The sequence below is a fragment of the Microbacterium sp. genome (assembly GCF_051860965.1).
Lineage (GTDB): Bacteria > Actinomycetota > Actinomycetes > Actinomycetales > Microbacteriaceae > Microbacterium.
In genome coordinates, this window is sequence record NZ_JBIMKU010000002.1 from 306328 (window position 1) to 326091 (window position 19764).

Below are 19764 nucleotides of genomic sequence, written 5' to 3' on the forward strand. Positions count from 1 at the left end.
CCGAGCGATGCTGTCGAAACCGACGCTCCCCCGATGTGGTTCGACGGGAACGGTCGGGTTCGGCACGTCGCTACTGCGCGAGACCGGGGTAGAGCGGGAATGCAGCGGTCAGCGCGGCGACCCGGGTGCGGAGGGCTTCGACATCCGCGCCGGGCAGCAGCGCGAGGGCGATGACGTCGGCGACCTCGGTGAACTCGGTGTCGCCGAACCCGCGGGTGGCGAGTGCGGGCGTGCCGATGCGCAGGCCCGACGTCACCATCGGCGGGCGCGGGTCGTTCGGGACGGCGTTGCGGTTCACGGTGATGTGGATCTCGTGCAGCAGGTCCTCGGCCTGCTTGCCGTCGATCTCGGCGTCGCGCAGGTCGACGAGCACGAGGTGCACGTCGGTTCCGCCCGAGCGCACGGCGATGCCCGCCGCGGCGACGTCGGGCTGCGAGAGCCGCTCGGCGATGATGTGCGCGCCGCTCAGGACGCGCTCCTGACGCTCCTTGAACTCGGGCGTCGCCGCGAGCTTGAACGCCGTCGCCTTGGCGGCGATGACGTGCATGAGCGGTCCGCCCTGCTGCCCCGGGAACACGGCCGAGTTGATCTTCTTGGCGATGTCGGCGTCGTTCGTGAGGATGAAGCCCGAGCGGGGGCCGCCGATCGTCTTGTGCACCGTCGAAGACACGACGTGCGCGTGCGGCACCGGGTTCGGGTGCAGACCCGCCGCGACGAGCCCCGCGAAGTGCGCCATGTCGACCCAGAGCAGAGCACCGACCTCGTCGGCGATCGCGCGGAAGGCGGCGAAATCGAGCTGGCGCGGATAGGCCGACCACCCGGCGATGATGACCTTGGGCTGGTGCTCGATCGCGAGGCGACGGACCTCATCCATGTCGATCGTCGACGTCTCGGGGTCGACGCCGTACGCGACGATGTCGTAGAGGCGACCCGAGAAGTTGATCTTCATACCGTGCGTGAGGTGGCCGCCCTGGTCGAGCGAGAGACCGAGCAGCGTGTCGCCCGGGCGCGCGATCGCGTGCAGCACGGCGGCGTTGGCCGTCGCACCCGAGTGCGGCTGGACGTTCGCGAACTCGGCGCCGAAGAGCGACTTCGCGCGCTGGATCGCGAGCTCCTCGGCGACGTCCACCTCTTCGCAGCCGCCGTAGTAGCGGCGGCCGGGGTACCCCTCGGCGTACTTGTTCGTGAGGACCGAGCCCTGCGACTGCAGGATCGAGACCGGCACGAAGTTCTCGGACGCGATCATCTCGAGGTAGCCGCGCTGACGCTCGAGCTCGCGCTCGAGCACCTGGGCGATCTCGGGGTCGACCTCGGCGAGCGGGGCGTTGAAGTACTGATCGGTCATGACGATCTCCTTGACGACGGCTTTCGGGGTTCGCGGCACGGGGGTGCCGGGATGTCTACATCGGCCCAGGCGCGCGGTCGAATGCCGTTGTCAGCCGCTCCCCGGTGGTGGTCCACCTCAACGCCAGTCGCGACGATCCGAGCATAACCGATGGCCTCGGCCCGCGGACGCTGTGCGTCATGGTCGGCAACCGGTAAAGTGGCGACATCCGCTTTTGTTAGGACGCTTTACATGAATCGTCGGCAGCGACGCCGGACAGCCGCAGCACTCGTCCTCGCCCTCGCTGCCGCGCTGGCAGCGTGTGCGCCGGGCGGACAGAATGGAGACACCGTGACTCTTCCCCCACTCGTTCCGCTCCCCGCATCCATCGCATCGACCGACGGCGCGCCGTTCCGACTCGGCGCCGACACCGTCGTGTCGGGGGATCGGGATGCCGCGGCCGCCCTCGTCTCGTTGCTCGAGGCGCGCACGGGCACGGCGCCCGGAGATGGCGAGGACGGCTCCATCGAGCTGCGGATCGAGAAGGGCGGAGCGCCCGAGTCGTACGTGCTCGCGGCGGACGACGCATCCATCGTCGTCACGGGCGCGGATCCCGCGGGCCTCTTCTACGGCGTGCAGACCCTCGGGCAGCTCGTGCGACCCGATGGAGCCGCGTGGGTCGTGCCCGCCGTGAGGATCGAGGATGCCCCGAGGTTCGCCTATCGCGGGGTCATGCTCGACGTCGCCCGGCACTTCCAGACCGTCGACACCGTCAAGGCCTACATCGACCGCGCGTCGGGCCTGAAGTTCAATGCGCTCCATCTGCACCTCAGCGACGATCAGAGCTGGCGCCTCCAGCTCGATTCGCGCCCGCTCCTGACCGAGCTGTCGAGCAGTTCGTCGGTCGGCGGCGATCCGGGCGGCTTCTACACGAAGGCCGACTACGCCGACATCGTCGCGTATGCCGCGGACCACCACATGATCGTCGTTCCCGAGTTCGACATGCCGAGCCACACGCACGCGATCACCCTCGCGTACCCCGAGCTCATGGAAGAGCCCGTGATCGACGATCACATGCGCGAGATCGCCGCGAGCCACGGCGGTGAGCTGCCCGTCAACGGCGTCGACTACGACGGCATGGCGGTCGGATTCTCATCGCTCAAGATCCAGGACGAGGCCACGTACGACTTCGCCGCCGACGCGTTCGGCGAGCTCGCCGCGATGACGCCCGGACCGTACCTGCACTTCGGCGGGGACGAGTCGCTCGCGACGAGCGATGAGGATTTCGACGAGTTCGTGAGCCGCGTCAGCGAGATCATCTCGAATCTCGGCAAGATTCCCGTGGCATGGCACGAAGCGGGGTCGGCCAAGGACCTCGCCGACGACACCGTCGGGCAGTACTGGGGCTTCGTGACCCCGACCGACGGGATGGACGACAAGGCGCGCGCGTTCGCGCAGGTGATCCTGTCGCCCGCCGATGCGATCTACCTCGACATGAAGCCGACCGCGTCGAGCGACCTCGGTCTGACCTGGGCGAACGGTCCGACGAGCGTCGAGCGTTCGTACTCGTGGGAGCCCTCGGCGGTGATCGAGGGCCTGGACGACGGCGACATCCTCGGCGTCGAGGCGCCCCTGTGGACCGAGACGATCAAGAACCTCGACGACATCGACGCGATGGCGTTCCCGCGCATCGCGGCCGCAGCCGAGGCCGCGTGGTCGCCGGCCACGACCGAGAGCGAGCTGCGCACGTGGCAGTCGTTCCGCGAGCGCGTAGGGGCGATGGGACCGCTGTGGACGAGCCTCGGCATCGGGTTCCCGGCCTCGGACGAGATCCCCTGGGTGACCGAGGAGTGACCACCGTCATCCACTCCGTGCGGCTCGTCGACGGCGGGATCGTCACCGACGACGCGTGGGTCGCCGTCGACGGCGAGCGCGTCGTGGGGACGGGCACGGATGACGCGTGGCGTGCGCTCGTCGACGACGGTGACACCGTCGTCGACGGCGGGGGCGGCTTCCTCGTGCCCGGGTTCATCGATCTGCACGGGCACGGCGGTGCCGGCGCGTCGTACGACGACGGGGCGGAGGCGATCCGCGGCGCGCGAGCGCTGCACCGCGCACACGGCACGACCCGCGCCGTGATCTCGCTCGTGACGGCGCCGATCGACGATCTCACGCACCGTGTCGCGGTCATCGCCGACCTCGCCGAGACCGACCCCGACATCCTGGGGTCGCACCTGGAGGGACCCTTCCTCGATCCCGGGCACAAGGGCGCCCACGATCCGGCGCTGCTGCGGCATCCCGCGCCCGGAGACGTCGCCCGACTCCTCGAAGCCGGACGCGGGACCGTCCGGCAGATGACCATCGCCCCCGAGCTCCCCGGCGGCCTCGATGCCGTGCGCGCGGTCGTGGGGGCGGGAGCCGTCGCGGCCGTCGGCCACACCGATGCGTCGATGGATGCCGCCGCCCGCGCGTTCGACGCCGGCGCGACCGTCCTCACGCACGCGTTCAATGCGATGCCCGGGCTCGCGCATCGCGCTCCCGGACCGGTCGGCGCGGCGACGGCCGACCCGCGGGTGACGCTCGAGATCATCGCCGACGGCGTGCACGTCGATTCCGAGATCGTGCGCATCGTGTTCGCCGCCGCCCCCGGCCGCATCGCGCTCGTGACCGACGCGATGGCCGCAGCGGGATCGACGGACGGACGCTACGTGCTGGGCGGGCTCGGGGTCGATGTCGTCGAGGGCGTCGCACGGCTCGCCGACGGGGGCAGCATCGCGGGATCGACGCTGCTCCAGGATCAGGCGCTCCGCAACGCCGTCGTGTTCGGCGTGCCGCTCCCCGACGCCGTCGAGGCACTCACGCGCACGCCCGCCCGGGTGCTCGGCCGCGACGACCTCGGCCGCCTCGAGCCCGGATGCCTCGCCGACGCCGTGCTGCTCGACGACGATCTCGTCGTGCGCGCCGTCTGGATCGCCGGGACTCGGGTCTAGGAAGACCGAGCGGCCGCTGCATACCCCCCGATCGCAGCGACCGCTCCCGTCTTCTCCCCAGATTCCCCAGAACCCGTCTGTCGAGATGGGCGGGCCGGAGAACCCTCCCCCGAGAATCCTCCGGCCCCGCCTCCCGATGACTCGGGCGGAATCCACCCGATCCGTGCCACCGGCGCCCGCTCCCCTGCCCCCCGGCGGGAAGCGAGCAACGATCTCTCCCTGATGAGACGACGACACGGCGCATCTATTACGCGGTTCGTCGGATTTCTTTCGACTTCCCTCTCGGCGGCCCCGATTGCCCTCCCCGACGAGACAAAACCCCCGGTTCACGAGAGAATGAGCCGAGTCGCGTGATAGAACCCGCTTTCGCGCGTCTCTTCCGGTGGAGGCTGTGGGATGCCTCATGCCGAGCATGTCTGGGGACTGCATGACGATGAACGACGACGCCGTAGGGGTGGCCGAACTGGGCGACTCCGACCTCGTGCTGCGCACGCGCTCGGGCGATCCGCAGGCGTTCGCGGAACTGTGGCGCCGCCACTACCGTTCGGGCGTCGCCGTCGCACGCTCGGTGTCGTCCTCGCTCGATGCCGACGACCTCGTGCAAGAGGCGTACACGCGCATCTACCAGTCGATCCAGAAGGGCGGGGGGCCGACCGGCTCGTTCCGCGCCTACCTGTTCACGAGCATCCGCAACACTGCTGCGGGCTGGGGCCGCGCACGCAAAGAGACCGCGATCGACGAACTCGACACCGTCGAGGACCCGGCATCCAACGAGCACGCCACGGCCGAGGCGCTCGATCGCAGCCTCACGCACCGGGCCTTCCGCAGCCTGCCGACGCGTTGGCAGGAAGTGCTCTGGTACTCCGAGATCGAGCAGATGAAGCCGGCCGAGATCGCGCCTCTTCTCGGCCTCAAGGCGACCGCCGTCGCCCAGCTGACCTTCCGTGCGCGCGAGGGTCTGCGGGAAGCCTGGATCCAGGCCCACTTGCGCTCGCTCGAGGACGGCTCGGACTGCCAGTGGACGGTCGAACGCCTGGGAGCATACGCCCGCAACAACCTCGGTCGTCGCGATCTCGGCAAGGTCGACGCGCACCTCGCCGAGTGCGCGCGGTGCACGATCGTCGCGAGCGAAGCGAAGGAGGTGGGCAGCCGACTCGCCCTCGTGCTGCTGCCGCTGACCATCGGCGCAGCCGGAACGTCCGGCTACCTCGCGATGCTGCAGGGCGGCGGGATTCCCGTGCTCGCGCTGGCCGCGATGCCGGGGAGCATCGAGGGCGCTGTCACGGTCCTTCCCGCGGCACCGGTGCCGGTCGGCGCGGCGGGCGGTGCGTCCGGCGCCGGCGCGTCCGGCGGCGGTGCGGCGAGCGCGGGAGGCGGATCCGCTGCGGCCGGTGGCGCGGCAGCGGCCGGCACCGCGGCTGCGGGCACCGCAGCGGCCGCGGGCGGCGGTCTCATCGGAATCGGCGCGAGCATCGCGCTCGTGGCGGCGGCGATCGTGGGGGCGGGGGCGGGCGGCGGGGGCGCCACCCTGCTCCCCCCGGTGGGGCCCCGGGGCGCCGCGGGGCGGGGAGTACCCGCGGTCGCCGCCCCCACATCGCCGGCCCCCGACCCACCGTCCGACCGGACCGAGCAGGTCGTGGAAGAGGTCGCGCCCGAACAGGTCCTGGACCCGATCGAGCTCCCCGTCGCCGAGACGACGCCCACGTCACCGCCGTCTCCGGCGAACCCGGGCGTGACGCCGATCGATCCCGTGGATCCCGCCGTCACGCCTATGCCCGTCGATCCGGCAGAGCCCACGGACCCGACCGATCCCACCGATCCCACGGATCCCACCGATCCCACCGATCCGACCGATCCCACCGATCCCACCGATCCCACGGATCCCACCGATCCCACCGATCCGACAGACCCCACCGACCCCACCGACCCCACCGACCCCACCGACCCCACGGACCCGACCGACCCCACCGACCCGACCGACCCCACCGACCCCACCGACCCCACCGACCCCACGGACCCGGCCGAGCCGACTCTCCCGGAGGGGTCGCCGACGATCGGCTCGGCGACGGTCACACTGGCCGGGCGGGCGACGATCCACGTCCCGATCACGGGCGCTCCGGGCTCGACGGTCGCCGTCACGTTCGCGGGCCGCAGCCTCGGCAGCGCGATGATCGGCGCCGACGGCACCGCGATGGTGGACGTGCAGCCGACGCTGAGCGAGGTCCTGGCCGACTCGGCCCTCGTCGTGAACTACACGGCGGGCGACGCGGCCGGCCCCACGGCGCAGCGGCGCATCACGGAGTTCGTCAGCGTCTGGGCCCTGCTGGTGGCGGTCCTCGGACTCTGAGCCGGGCGGTCGCGGCATCCATCCCCGGTAGAATCGGCGGGTGACCGACATGCGCCCCGTGACCCCTGCAAGACCGGCGGAGCCCGCGCCCGGAACGCGCGCGCCGCTGTCGCCGATCGATGTCCTCGCCTTCGTCTGCCAGCTGTTCGCCTTCGGCACGCTCGCGTTCTGGGGCTTCGTCTTCTGGTCCTTCCCGTGGAACGTCGTAGTCGGCATCGCCGCTCCCGTCGCCGCGATCATCGTCTGGGCGCTCTTCGTCTCGCCGCGTGCCGTCTTCGCGGTGCATCCCTTCGTGCGCGCCGTCGTCGAACTGCTCGTCTACGTCTCGGCGACGATCGCCTGGTGGAGCATGGGCGCGGCGTGGGTCGGGATCGTGTTCGGGGCGATCGCCGTCACCGTCGGCGTCCTGGCCGGCCGCCGCCGGTTCTCGTGACCCCCGCATCCGTCGTCGCGCGACTGCGCGACGAGCTCGGCGACCGGGTCGACACGTCGCCCGCCGCGCTGCAGACGGCGCGTGCCGACAAGTCCGGGCACGCGGCACCGGGCACTCCGATCGCGGTCGTGCACGCGGCGTCCGTCGCCGACGTGCAGGCGACGCTGCGGATCGCCACCGCGACGGGAACGCCCGTCGTGACCCGCGGCGCCGGCACCGGTCTCGCGGGGGGCGCGAACGCCGGCTCCGGCGAGATCGCGCTCTCGGTGCGCGGCATGGACCGCATCCTCGATGTGCGCGCGGACGACCAGATCGCGGTCGTCGAACCGGGCATCCTCAACGCCGACCTCAACGCCGCGCTCGCCGAACACGGACTGTGGTGGGCCCCCGATCCCGCGAGCCGCGCGATCTCGACCGTCGGCGGCAACATCGCGACCGGCGCGGGCGGGCTGCTGTGCGCGAAGTACGGGGTCGTGCGCGATGCCGTGCTCGGCGTCGACCTGGTCCTCGCAGACGGCAGACTGCTCACGCTCGGCCACCGCACCGTCAAGGGCGTCACGGGCCTCGACCTCACGTCGCTCGTCATCGGCTCGGAGGGCACGCTGGGGGTCGTCGTGGGCGCGACGCTCAAGCTCCGCCGCCTGGTGCCCGGCGACGTGTGCACGATCGCCGCGACGTTCCCCGACGTGCGCACGGCGGCACAGGCATCCGCCGCCGTCACGGCGTCCGGCGCCCAGCCGTCGATCATGGAGCTGATGGATGCCGCGTCGCTCGCTGCGGTCCATGCCCTCCTGCGGCTCGATCCGCCGCTGCCGGGCGCGGCGCAGCTCACGATCCAGACCGACGGTCCGGCCGCCGGCACGGAGGCCGACACGATCGCCGAGGTGCTGCGGAGTGCCGGTGGCGTCGTCGCGGTGTCGCACGACCGCGAGGAGGGCGAGCGGCTGCTCGCGATCCGGCGGGCGATGCATCCCGCCATGGAGTCGCTCGGCACGACGCTCATCGAAGACGTCTCGGTGCCGCGCAGCGCCATGCCGGCGATGTTCGACGAGATCGCGCGCGTCGAACGCGAACACGGCGTCACGATCCCGACCGTGGCGCACGCGGGTGACGGCAACCTGCATCCGAACTTCATCTTCCACGCCGAGCCCGACGAGTTCGGCGTCGTCGAGGCGCCGTCGTACATCTGGGATGCCGCGGACGACCTCTTCCGCGCGGCGCTGCGCCTGGGCGGCACCCTCACGGGCGAGCACGGCGTCGGTGTGCTCAAGCGTCGATGGCTCGCAGACGAGCTGGGCGACGATCAGTGGCGGCTGCAGCGCGAGATCACGCGCGTGTTCGACCCGCAGGGCCTGCTCAACCCCGGCAAGGTGTTCTGACTCACGCCGCGGGCGGGTAGACCTGCACCGGCTCGCCGACGGACGCCGGGCGGTTCGCGATGATGATCGCCAGGATGCCCAGCGCGACCGGAACGGCGAACGAGAGCAGCTGGCCGAGCCCCCAGACGAGCGCGATCCACTCGCCGTCGTCGGTGCTCGGAGCAGGGCTCACCGCGACGTACAGCAGCTGAGTGAGCACCTGCGGCGTCACCACGAGGGCGAGGCCCCACAGCGGCATCCATCGCTCGCGTCCGCGGAGCACCCCCGCGCGCGCGATCTGCACGACGAACACGATCGACGCCGCCAGCGTCACCGCCCAGGTGAGGTAGGCCCAGGCGCGGTAGAAGTCGGGCGCGCTCTCGTACGGCATGATCCAGGACAGGATGCGGTCGATCAGCGGCCACGCCGCGACGATCACCGCAGCCGTGACGGCGAGCGGCCGACGGCGCACGACGCTGCCGTCGCGTCCGATCCCGAATGCGAACACCAGGACGGCCGCCGAGAACGCGAGGACGGCCGCCCAGAACAGCACACCCGAGACCGGCGAGAACAGCATCGACGTCTGCGCGAAGAGCAGAGAGGACTGGGCGAACGTCAGCACCGCGCTCACGATGAGCAGGACTCCGCCGACGAGGAGGGTGCGTCGCAGAGCGGGGGCGGAGGGGGCGTCCGTCATGCCTTCAGCGTAGGTCAGAGCGACGTGAGCGCCGCCGCTCCGTCGAGCTGCGTGTCGCGCACGTCTCCGATCAGCGCGGCGCCGAGCGCGGCGGCGGGCGAGCCCGCGGGAAGGAGCTCCACCCTCTCCTCGAGGTGCAGGGATCGCATGAAGGGGGATGCCGCGGCACTCGCCGCGAGCTCGGCCGAGACATCGGCCATCAGCCGTTCGCCGAGCGCCGTCACACCCCCGCCCAGCACGACGGCGTCCACGTCGGCGGTGAGCACGAGAACGCGCACGGCAGCCGCGACGCCTCGCGCGAGGCCCGCGCGCAGACCGAGCGCGGTCTGGTCTCCGGCATCCGCCGCGTCGAACACATCCCGCACGGGCAGTGCGGCGCGGCGTCCCCAGCGTTCGGCGATCGCCCCGCCCCCTGCGAGCGCCTCGATGCAGCCGAACTGACCGCACCGGCACAGCGGACCGTGCGGGTCGACCGAGATGTGGCCGACCTCTCCGGCGGTCCCGCGGGCGCCGCGCCACAGCTCGCCGTCGCGCACGATGCCCGCCGCGATGCCGGTGCCGAGGTTGAGGTAGCCGGTCGTGCCCACCCCGCCGTGCAGCACGTAGGCGCCCAGCGCGGCGGCCTTGACGTCGTTCTCGACCCGGACGGGCACGCCGAGCGCGGGGCCCACGGCCGCCGCGAGATCGAGTTCGGCGACGCCCAGGTTCACGGCGTGCACGACGCGTGCCGTCCCCGGCACGACCTGGCCCGGCATCCCGATCCCGACGGAACGCACCGCGGTGCGATCGACCCCTCCGTCGTCCGCGAGCGCCGCGACGGCATCGAGCACCGTCTGCACGACGGCATCCGGTCCCCATCCGGTCGCGAGCCGCACGCGCCGCACGACGGTGCCGGTCTCGTCGACCGCGACGGCATCGCTCTTGGTGCCGCCGACGTCCAGCCCGATCCTCATCGGCCGTCCTCCCGTCGGAAGGCGGCTGTTCCCTGCGCGCGCATCAGCCCTTGACCGCCCCCGCGACGAGTCCGCCCGACATACGCCCCTGCACGATGAGGAAGAAGATGACGACGGGGATCGCGATCATGGTGGATCCCGCCATGACGGCGCCCCAGTTGACGGCGCCTCCGACGGACGAGGACTGGAAGGCGTTGAGCCACGGCATGAGCGTCAGGTTGTAGCCCGACATGAACAGCAGCGCCATCGTGAACTCGTTCCACGCCTGGATGAACGCGAAGATGCCCGTCGCGACGAGGCCCGGCGCCAGCAGCGGGAAGGTGACCTTCCAGAACGCCTGGGACTTCGTGCATCCATCGATCATCGCCGCTTCTTCGAGATCGGCGGGGACACCCGCGACGAACCCGCGCAGGGTCCAGATCGTGAACGGGATGACGGCGGCGGTGTAGACGATCCCGAGGCCCAGCATCGTGTTCATGAGGTGCCAGTCGTCGATCATGCCGTAGATCGTGAACATCATCGCCTCGCCCGGGATCATCTGCACGATGAGGATCGAGACGATGAAGGTCCGGCGGCCCTTGAAGCGGAAGCGCGCGAGGGCGACCGAGGCGAGGAACGCGAAGAGCAGCGTCGCGACGAGGACGCCGGCCGTGATCGTGACCGTGGTGGGCAGCGCGTGGGAGAAGTCCGTCTGGCCGGGCGCGGCTTCGCGGTTCCACGCCGTGACGTAGTTGCTCGCCGTGAAGTCCAACGGGAACCAGCTCGGCGTGCGGCTGACGATCTTGCTGTTCGGCGTGAACGACATGTTGATCATCCAGTACACCGGGAAGATCGAGAGCACGAAGACGATGAGCGCCGCGATGTTGAGGACGGTGCGGGTGGCGACCTTCTTCGCCGAGGGGCGTCGCGCATCGATCGAGCCGCGCTTGGGGCGCTTCGCGTGGCCGACCTCGCCGATGACCTCGTCGACGCCGACCGTCGTGAGCTGGGTGCCGACACTGACCTGAGTGCTCACAGCTCCTCCTCCTTGAGCGTCGTGCGCACGTACCCCCACGAGAGGACGAGCAGCAGGATCACCATGACGACGCCGATCGCCGACGTCATGCCGAACTCGCCGACACCCTGGCGGAACAGATAGGTGCCGAGCACATTGGTCTCACTGGCGATGCCGCCGCGGCTCTGCAGGGCGTAGACCTGCGTGAAGATCCGGAGGTTCCAGATGATCTGGAGCACGAGGACGACGGTGAGGATGCTGCGCAGGTACGGGAAGACGACCTGCCAGAAGCGCTTCCAGCCCGTCGCACCGTCGAGCGATGCGGCCTCGATGACCTCGCCCGGCACCTGGCCGAGACCCGCATAGGTCGTGAACGCGACGAACGGGATGCCCTGCCAGACGACGATGATCGTGAGGACCATGTAGAACGACCAGGGGTTGAGCAGCCACGAGTAGTTCGTGAAGTCGCTGGTACCCGTGATGGCGTTGAGCGCCGCATTGACCAGGCCGTACTGGGTGTCGAAGATCCAGCCCCACACGACGGTCGCCGTCAGCGGCGGCATGGCCCACGCGAGCAGGAGACCCACCGACACGACGATCCGCCAGCCGCGCCCGAGGCGCGTCATGAGGAGGGCGACGAGCACGCCCAGCACGATGATGAGCGCCGTGAGGACCACCATGAGCCCGAGGCTTCGCAGGAGCACGGCGGGGAAGTCGGACTGGGTGAACAGCGCGACGTAGTTGTCGAGGCCCACGAAGTCGGGCAGCGTGCCCTGCACCTTGTTTCGGACCGTGTAGTCGGTGAACGACTGGACGACCATCAGGATCGCCGGCCAGCCGACCATGACGCCGAGGATGATCAGGGAGGGCGCCAGGAGCGTCCACCCGCCGCGCGCCTCGCGGCGCGCGCGCTTCTTCTCGCGCGAGACGGGCGGGCGTCCGGCGCTCCGCGCGGCCGGCGGCCGCTCGGCGATCGCAGTGTCGCTCATGTCGTCTCCTCTCTGAGGTGATCCGGCCGTCGCGGCGAGCGCGCGGCAGTTCGGGGGTGTTCGGGAGAGGACCGCTCTCCGGGTCATGCGCGGGCGCCGATCGTCCCGATCATGGCCGAGGGCTCGGTCCGACGGAAGGGGTCCCGGCCCGGAAGACCGGGACCCCTTCGCCTACGGGATTACTTGTTGAGGATCGCTTCGATCTGCTTGTCGAGGTCCTCGGCCACCGTCTTGACGTCCTCGCCCTGCGCGATGCGCACGAGACCGTCGGGGATGATGGCCGCAGCCTCGACCTCACCCCAGTTGGGGCTGGCCGGCGTGAACTTCGAGTTCGCGAGCGCCTCGGCCTGCGCCTTCGCCGACGCGGTGTCGGGGAGGGCGGACGCGGCCGACTTGATGCCCGGGACGAGCCCCTGCTCGGCGAGGAGCTCCTGGTAGCCCGACGAGAGCATGATCTTGAGCGCGGCCTTGGCCTTCTCGGGAGCGTCCGACTTGTACGCGACGGCGACGTTCGAGCCACCCGCGAAGATCGGCGCGGTCTCGCCGGCCTTGGCACCCGGGAGTGCGAAAGCGCCGAGGTCCTTGGCGTAGGTGTCGGGGCATCCGTTGGAGACCTCTTCACCAGCCGCCTCGTCGCCCCACGGCCAGGCACCCGTCAGGTTGCCCTGGGCCCACGCGGGAGTCGAGAGGAATCCGACCTCGCCCGCGCAGAAGGCGATGTTGCCGAGACGCTCGTTGCCGTCGACAGGCGCGATCGTCGCGGTCTGGTAGACCTCCTGCAGCTTCGTGAGACCCTCGACGCTCGCGTCGCTGGAGAGCTGGGCGTCCCACTCGTCGCCGTCCTGGACCGCGATCTCGCCGCCGTACGTCCAGATGTAGGGAAGCGCGTTGTACCAGTCGCGACCCGGTGCGTAGATGCCGGAGACGGTCGCCGTGGTCAGCTCCTGACCTTTCGCGACGTAGTCGTCGAGCGTCTCGGGGAGCGTGTCGCCCACGATCTGCGGCGTGTAGAAGACGACGCGGCCACCGGCGTAGTACGGCGCCGCCCACAGCGAGCCGTCGTACGTGCCGGCCTCGACCAGGCCCGGAAGCAGGTCGTCGCCGCCGAGGTCGCCCTCGATGTCGGTGATGTCGAGGAACAGCCCCTTGTCGGCGAAGCCGATCGCCTGCGTGTTGCCGACCTCCACGATGTCGGGAGCGTCGTTCGACGACAGCGCCTTGTCGTAGGTGTTGGAGACGTCGTCCCACGTCTTCTCTTCGATCTTGAGCGTCCAGCCGTCGTTCTCGTCCGCGAAGGTGTCGACGAGGTAGTCGCGGGCCGTCTGCGGGGTGTCCGCGCCGACCAGCCAGACCGTCAGTTCACCGGTGGACGGCTCGCTGGGGGCGGCACCGCTGCCGCCGGCGCAGCCGGCGAGAAGGACCGCCGAAGCGCCGACGAGCCCGATGGCTCCGAGCTTCTTGTTCATGGTGTCTTCCTTTTGTTTCTCTTGGTGGTACCGGGAGGGCCGGGTGACCCATCCGGGGGGATGGTGGGGTGTCACGACACCCCGAGTTGGCCTGACAGGACCATGACGGCCGCACCGCGCAGGACGATGTCCTGGCCCTGCTCCGTCATCCGCACCCGCACGCCGTCGTGGAACTCGGCGAGCGTGCGTGTGCGAAGGGTCTCGACCGCCTGATCCGCGAGGGGGCCGTCGAGAAGCTCAGGGGGGCCGGAGAGCACGATCTCCGACAGGTCGAGGGCGCCGACGACGGGCGCGAGCGCGATGCCCAGCCGCTCCCCCGCGTCGCGCAGGATGCCGTCTCGTTCGTCGATGGATGCCGCCGCCAGCCGCTCCGTCAGGGACGGCACCGACAGCCAGGCCTCGAGGCATCCCACCTTTCCGCACGAGCACAGCGGGCCGCCGTCGGTTCCGACCGTGACGTGCCCGATCTCGCCCGCGGCGAAGCGTGGACCGCGCATCGGCTGACCGGCGGCGAGCAGCCCGGAGCCGACGCCGCGACCGACCTTGACGAGCAGCACGTCGTCACCGGCGCCGCCGAAGGTGTACTCCGCAAGGACCGCGGCATTGGCGTCGTTCGCGACCAGCACGGGCAGCCCGAGCGCGTCCTGCAGTGCGCCCTCGAGGTCGAAACCCACCCAGCCGAAGTTCGGGGCCGCGAGGATGACGCCGCGCTCGTCGACGACGCCGGGAGTGCCCACGCCGATGCCGAGCACGGGCGCGTGGGACTCGGCGACGAGCTCGCGTGCGAGGGACACGACGGTCTCGACCACGTCGTCGGCGGCCGGCAGGGGGACTTCGCGGCGGACGACGATGTCGCCGTCGATGGTGAGGACGGCACCCGTGATGACTTCCGAGCCCGAGAGGTCGATGCCGACGATGCGGTGGCCCGCGCGGTCGAGATCGATGAGCATCGCCGGCTTGCCGGGACCGCTCGATTCGCGCATGCCCAGTTCGGCGACGAATCCGTCGGCGATCAGCTCGGCGACGAGGTCCGAGATCGTGACGCGGGTGAGGCCCGTCTCGCGGGAGAGATCCGCACGGCTCATGGCGCCGTCGTGGAAGAGCGTCTGCAGCACGAGTGAGCGGTTGTGCCCGCGCGCGTGCTCCGGCAGCACTTTCGCGCCGCGGCGCAGCGAGCGGCCGAAGGCTCGGGTCGCCCCCTGGGCGTGCACGTTCTCGAGGGCCGAGCCGCGCTGCACTTCCGATGCCGTCATGTTTGTTAGTAGACCTTACGAACATAATCGGCGCAAGCGATGAAACGTATTTGGACGGCGTGTTTACAAAACCGTTACATTCCTGCGAACTTCCCGCGACAGAGGCGACGGGGGTCGGATGCCGCATCGCCCGCGGTTAGGCTCGGCGCATGAACCGGCACGCCATCACCCGACGGATCGCCGTCCTCGCCGTGACCGCCACCGCGGTTCTCGGGCTCGCGGCGTGCACGTCGTTATCCACCCCCTCCCCCGCATCGACGAGCGTCGGCAGCGACGCCGCGGGAGACGACGGGCAGAGCGTCGAGGACGCATGCGCCCTCGTCCAGGGCACGATCACCGACGTCACGACCGAGTTCGAGAACCTCGGCGACGGCGCCGATCCGGCCGCCGTGGTCGAATCCGTCAAGGCGGCGTCGCAGAAGATCGGCGATGTGTCGTCGCAGATCACGAACGACGAGGTGGCCGCGATCGTGCCGTCTCTGCAGGAGATGTTCGCGCAGGTCGGCGACACGATGACGGCACTCGTCGAAGGCGACGTCTCCAAACTCGACGACGCTCAGGCGCTGGCCGAGAGCTTCCAGACCACGACGCAGCGGTTGCAGGAAGTCTGCGCTCCCTGACGCGTGACCCGCGCGCCCGGTCGTCCTTTACCATAGAGGGACCAATCTTCGCACCTGGGGGGTGACGGCGTGACGGATCTCGCTACCAAGCACGGGGCCGGCGATGCGGCTGACGACGCCCGCGACGGCGAGTTCGTCGACGACTCCGCCCAGCTCGGCGAAGACTCCGCGGCCGAGATCCGCGACGATGCAGAGCCGTCGGACAAGACCGCAGAAGACGATGCGAGCGACGAGCAGACGGATGCCGCCGCCGACACCGGGGCGCCGGACGACGTCGAGACGGGCGACGGCTCGTCGGTCGAGATCGACGACGACGCGGCTGCCGTCGACGACGCCATCCCCGCCGAAGACGAGATCGACGATGCCGCGATCGTCGGAGACGAGGCGGAGCCGGATGCCGCAGAAGCAACCGGGATCACCCCGGACCCGGAGGTAGAGGTCGCGCTCGACGACGAAGCCGAGCTCCCCACCGCCGCGGAAGAGACCGAAACGATCGTCGCGCCCGTAGCGCTCGACCCCACCACGGCGGCCGACCCCGAGCCCGCGGCACCCGCTGCCGCTCTGGCGGCAACCACCGCGGTGCTCGCCGCCCCTGTCGCGGCGGCCGACGGCGCAGGTGAGGGCACCGGCGCGATCTACGCCTGGGCTCCCGCCCAGCCCGCCCCCAAGAAGCGTCGGGCAGGTCTGTGGATCGGCCTGGCGGCCGGCGCAGCCGTCATCGGCATGGTCGCGGCATCCGTCGTCCTCATCGCACCCGGCACCTCGGTCGCCGGCGTCGGCGTCGGCTTCCTCACCGAGGGCGCCGCCAGCGACGCCCTGACGCAGCGTCTGGCGGAGACGACGATCGTGCTGACCGGCCAAGGCGACGACGTCGAACTCACCGGTGCCGAGCTCGGCGCCTCGATCGACGCCGATGCTCTGGCCGCGAGGGCCTACGCCGAGCATCCCGCGTGGAACGTCACGCAGTGGTTCTCCGAGCCGATCGACGCGATCGTCCACCTCGACGCCGCCGCGGCGACGCCGGTCCTGCGCGCCGCCGCACCGAGCCTCTACACCGATCCGGTGGATGCGACGCTCGACTTCGACGAGGCGACGGTGTCGTACGTCACGACCCCCGGCGAGCTCGGCACCGGAATCGACGTCGAGGCCGTGCGGGAAGCGCTGCAGGCCGCCTTCGTCGCCGGCGATTCCCGTGTCGACTTCGCGCCGGTGCAGGCGGACGTCCCGCCCGAGACGCAGGCGCATGTCGTCGAGGCGACCGCGAAGGGGCTCAACGACATCATCGACCGCGCCGGTTTCTACATCGGCGACGAGCGGGTCGTCCCCGTCTCGCGCGAGGTCGCGGCATCCTGGCTCACCGTCAGGCCCGGCGATCGCGGCACCTTCCAGGTGTCGGTGGATGAAGCGGCCATCCAGCCCATCGTCGACACGATCGCCGCGGCCGTCGACGTCGCACCCGTGAACAACGCCGTCATCACGAACTCCGCGGGCACCGTGCTCCGCGACGAGTCGAACGGCACGGTCGGCCGGGCGGTGGAGGACACCTCCGACATCGCCGCCGACTACGCCGAACAGCTCACCCACTTCGACCCGGTGTTCGAGCTCCCGATGACCGAGGTGCCGTTCACGACGGTCACGCTCGCGCGCCGCGTCGAGGTCAACCTGTCGAGCCAGCGCGCGTACTTCTACGAGAACGATGTGCTGGTGCGGGACATCATCATGTCGTCCGGTGTGGCGGGCTCCGCGACCCCCAAGGGTCGCTTCACCGTCAACGGCTACTCACGGGTGCAGAGCATGGGCTGCTTCGAGGGGGCTCCCTACTGCGTGCGCGACGTTCCCTACGTGACGTGGTTCGCACCCGATGTCGGCTTCCACGGCGCGAGCGCGCTGCGCAACAGCCTGGGCTACCCGCAGAGCCACGGCTGCGTCAACATGTGGGACAGCGACGCGAAGTGGGTCTACGACTGGACCGCGAACGGCACCGAGGTCTGGGTGCACAGCTGACCCTCGTCAGCTCCTCGCGACGCTGACCTTCCGGCGGACGACCACGCCCGCCGGGGATACGGGAATGGCGAGGGCGACGCGCGCCCCCGCCATTCCCGGTCCGTCGATCAGTGGATCGCGTCGATGATGCCGTTCAGCGTCGCGGACGGACGCATGATGTTCTCCACGAGCTCGACCGACGGGCGGTAATAGCCGCCGATGTCGGCGGGCGAGCCCTGCACGGCGTTGAGCTCCGCCACGATCTGCTCCTCGTTCGCGGCGAGCGACTCCGCGATGGGTGCGAAGATCGCCGCGAGCTCGGGATCCGCCGTCTGCGCGGCGAGCTCCTGCGCCCAGTACAGGCCGAGGTAGAAGTGGCTGCCGCGGTTGTCGATCGTGCCGAGCGCGCGGCCGGGCGACTTGTCGTTCTCGAGGAACGTGCCGGTCGCGGCATCCAGCGTGTCGGCAAGCACCTGCGCCCGCACGTTGTCGGTGTAGGTCGCGAGGTGCTCGAGCGAAGCGGCGAGCGCGAAGAACTCGCCGAGCGAGTCCCAGCGCAGGTAGTTCTCCTCGACGAGCTGCTGCACGTGCTTGGGGGCCGATCCGCCGGCGCCGGTCTCGAACAGACCGCCGCCCGCGAGCAGCGGCACGATCGACAGCATCTTGGCGCTCGTGCCGACCTCGAGGATCGGGAAGAGGTCGGTCAGGTAGTCGCGAAGGACGTTGCCCGTCACCGAGATCGTGTCGAGTCCGTGGCGCAGGCGCGCGAGCGTGTAGCGGGTCGCCTCGGTCGGCGACAGGATGCTGAACTCCACCCCGTGGGTGTCCATCGTGGCCAGCGCCTGGTAGATCTTCGCGACGAGCTGCGCGTCGTGCGCCCGGTTGATGTCGAGCCAGAAGACCGCGGGCGCACCGCTCGCCTTCGCGCGGCCGATCGCGAGCTTGACCCAGTCCATGACGGCGATGTGCTTCGTCTGCGTGGCGCGCCAGATGTCGCCCGCGCCGACCTCGTGCTCGATCAGGACGGTGCCGTCGCTGTCGAGCACCTGGACGGTGCCCGGAGCCGCGATCTCGAACGTCTTGTCGTGGCTGCCGTACTCCTCTGCCGCCTGTGCCATGAGCCCGACGTTCGGCACGGTGCCGATCGTCGCGGGGTCGAGCGGGCCGTTCGCGATGACGTCGTCGATCACCGCCTGATAGACACCGGCATACGACGAGTCCGGGATGACGGCGAGCGTGTCGTCCTCGCCGCCGTCGACGCCCCACAGCTTGCCGCCGTTGCGGATCAGCGCGGGCATCGAGGCATCCACGATCACATCCGACGGGACGTGGAGGTTCGTGATCCCCTTGTCGGAGTTCACGTACGACAGCCGCGGACCCTTCGCGAGCTCGGCGTCGATCGCGGCGCGGATCTCTGCGCCGCCCTCGAGCTGGTCGAGGCCCGCGAGGATCGAGCCGAGTCCGTTGTTGGGCGTGAGCCCCGCGGCGGCGAGCTGGTCGCCGTACGTCGCGAACGTCTCGGGCAGGAACGCCTTGACGACGTGACCGAAGATGATGGGGTCGCTGACCTTCATCATCGTCGCCTTGAGGTGGACCGAGTAGAGGACGTCGTCGGCGGCCGCGGTCGCGAGCGTCTCGGCGAGGAACGCGTCGAGCGCGGCTGCCGAGAGGAACGTCGCGTCGACGATCTCGCGCGGGAGGACCTTGAGGTTGTCCTTCAGGACCGTCACGGTGCCGTCGGTCGCCGTGTGGCGGATCGTCAGCACGTCGTCGTGCGCCGCGACCCACGACTTCTCGTTCGCCTTGAAGTCGTCGTGGCCGAGCGTCGCGACGCGGGTCTTCGAGCCGGCGGCGAACGGCTTGTTGCGGTGCGGGTGCTTGCGCGCGTAGTTCTTGACCGACAGTGGTGCTCGGCGGTCGCTGTTGCCCTCGCGCAGCACGGGGTTGACCGCGGAGCCCTTGATGCGGTCGTAGCGCGCCCGGATGTCCTTCGCCTCGACCGTCTCGGCCTCATCGGGGTAGTCGGGAACGTCGTAGCCGTCGGCCTGCAGCTCGGCGATCGCTGCCTTCAGCTGCGGGATCGAGGCCGAGATGTTCGGAAGCTTGATGATGTTGGCCTCGGGAAGTGTCGCGAGACCGCCGAGCTCGGCGAGCGCGTCGCCCACCTGCTGCTCGGGCGTCAGCTTCTGCGGGAACGCCGCGAGGATGCGGCCCGCGAGCGAGATGTCGCGCGTCTCGATGTCGACCCCCGCCTGCCGCGTGAAGGCCTGCACGATCGGCAGGAACGAGGCGGTCGCCAGCGCCGGGGCCTCGTCGGTATAGGTGTAGATGATGGTCGAGTCGGTCACCTGAGATGT

The 19764-nt window shown here is 70.4% G+C and carries 15 protein-coding genes and 1 riboswitch; of the genes, 7 read left to right on the plus strand and 8 right to left on the minus strand.

All coding sequences use genetic code 11. The features are described 5' to 3' along the window. Positions 1 to 70 precede the first annotated feature (70 nt). Positions 71 to 1345: a serine hydroxymethyltransferase gene (glyA, locus tag ACTIFV_RS04940; RefSeq protein ID WP_439591659.1), complete on the minus strand. Its 1275-nt coding sequence runs from the start codon at positions 1343 to 1345 to the stop codon at positions 71 to 73. A 56-nt stretch (positions 1346 to 1401) separates the two neighbouring features. Beyond that, positions 1402 to 1486: riboswitch (ZMP/ZTP riboswitch) on the minus strand. Positions 1487 to 1675: 189 nt separating this feature from the next. Between glyA and ACTIFV_RS04945 the strand changes: the two genes are divergently transcribed. From ACTIFV_RS04945 to ACTIFV_RS04965, 5 genes are all read left to right on the plus strand, one after another. Next, a complete protein-coding gene (locus ACTIFV_RS04945) occupies positions 1676 to 3178 on the plus strand; it encodes a beta-N-acetylhexosaminidase (protein ID WP_439591660.1) in 1503 nt (500 codons plus the stop codon). After that, positions 3175 to 4314: an N-acetylglucosamine-6-phosphate deacetylase gene (gene nagA / locus ACTIFV_RS04950; protein ID WP_439591661.1), complete on the plus strand. Its 1140-nt coding sequence runs from the start codon at positions 3175 to 3177 to the stop codon at positions 4312 to 4314. Before ACTIFV_RS04945 ends, nagA begins: the two co-directional genes overlap by 4 nt. 427 nt (positions 4315 to 4741) lie before the next feature. Further along, complete coding sequence (locus ACTIFV_RS04955; protein ID WP_439591662.1) at positions 4742 to 6661, plus strand: sigma-70 family RNA polymerase sigma factor; 1920 nt, start codon at positions 4742 to 4744, stop codon at positions 6659 to 6661. A 40-nt stretch (positions 6662 to 6701) separates the two neighbouring features. After that, positions 6702 to 7094, plus strand: coding sequence for a YrdB family protein (locus tag ACTIFV_RS04960; RefSeq protein WP_439591663.1), 393 nt, complete (start codon positions 6702 to 6704; stop codon positions 7092 to 7094). Beyond that, the gene (locus ACTIFV_RS04965) at positions 7091 to 8473 is read left to right on the plus strand and encodes an FAD-binding oxidoreductase (RefSeq protein ID WP_439591664.1); all 1383 of its coding nucleotides are present in this window, start codon (positions 7091 to 7093) and stop codon (positions 8471 to 8473) included. Before ACTIFV_RS04960 ends, ACTIFV_RS04965 begins: the two co-directional genes overlap by 4 nt. A gap of 1 nt (position 8474) precedes the next feature. Here the strand turns inward: ACTIFV_RS04965 and ACTIFV_RS04970 are convergent, their stop codons facing one another. The 6 genes from ACTIFV_RS04970 to ACTIFV_RS04995 all read right to left on the minus strand — a co-directional run bounded on the left by ACTIFV_RS04970 (position 8475) and on the right by ACTIFV_RS04995 (position 14804). Then, the gene (locus tag ACTIFV_RS04970; RefSeq protein ID WP_439591665.1) at positions 8475 to 9149 is read right to left on the minus strand and encodes a hypothetical protein; all 675 of its coding nucleotides are present in this window, start codon (positions 9147 to 9149) and stop codon (positions 8475 to 8477) included. A 14-nt stretch (positions 9150 to 9163) separates the two neighbouring features. Beyond that, complete coding sequence (locus ACTIFV_RS04975; protein ID WP_439591666.1) at positions 9164 to 10102, minus strand: ROK family protein; 939 nt, start codon at positions 10100 to 10102, stop codon at positions 9164 to 9166. 43 nt (positions 10103 to 10145) lie between these two features. Next, positions 10146 to 11117, minus strand: a complete 972-nt coding sequence (locus tag ACTIFV_RS04980) for a carbohydrate ABC transporter permease (RefSeq protein ID WP_439591667.1) — start codon at positions 11115 to 11117, stop codon at positions 10146 to 10148. Next, entirely contained in the window at positions 11114 to 12085 is a 972-nt protein-coding gene (locus ACTIFV_RS04985) for a carbohydrate ABC transporter permease (RefSeq protein ID WP_439591668.1), read from the minus strand. The genes ACTIFV_RS04980 and ACTIFV_RS04985 overlap by 4 nt, the downstream gene beginning before the upstream one ends. Positions 12086 to 12264: 179 nt before the next feature. After that, a complete protein-coding gene (locus tag ACTIFV_RS04990; RefSeq protein ID WP_439591669.1) occupies positions 12265 to 13551 on the minus strand; it encodes an extracellular solute-binding protein in 1287 nt (428 codons plus the stop codon). A gap of 71 nt (positions 13552 to 13622) precedes the next feature. Beyond that, positions 13623 to 14804 (minus strand): ROK family transcriptional regulator, encoded by a 1182-nt coding sequence (locus ACTIFV_RS04995; RefSeq protein WP_439591670.1) that lies wholly within the window; start codon positions 14802 to 14804, stop codon positions 13623 to 13625. A gap of 149 nt (positions 14805 to 14953) precedes the next feature. Here ACTIFV_RS04995 and ACTIFV_RS05000 point away from each other — a divergent pair, with 149 nt between their 5' ends. Continuing rightward, the gene (locus ACTIFV_RS05000) at positions 14954 to 15424 is read left to right on the plus strand and encodes a hypothetical protein (RefSeq protein WP_439591671.1); all 471 of its coding nucleotides are present in this window, start codon (positions 14954 to 14956) and stop codon (positions 15422 to 15424) included. A 69-nt stretch (positions 15425 to 15493) separates the two neighbouring features. Next, complete coding sequence (locus ACTIFV_RS05005; RefSeq protein WP_439591672.1) at positions 15494 to 17428, plus strand: L,D-transpeptidase family protein; 1935 nt, start codon at positions 15494 to 15496, stop codon at positions 17426 to 17428. Positions 17429 to 17535: 107 nt separating this feature from the next. On the opposite strand, the gene ACTIFV_RS05010 is transcribed toward ACTIFV_RS05005, so the two are convergent. After that, the gene (locus ACTIFV_RS05010; RefSeq protein WP_439591673.1) at positions 17536 to 19755 is read right to left on the minus strand and encodes an NADP-dependent isocitrate dehydrogenase; all 2220 of its coding nucleotides are present in this window, start codon (positions 19753 to 19755) and stop codon (positions 17536 to 17538) included. Positions 19756 to 19764: the final 9 nt, after the last annotated feature.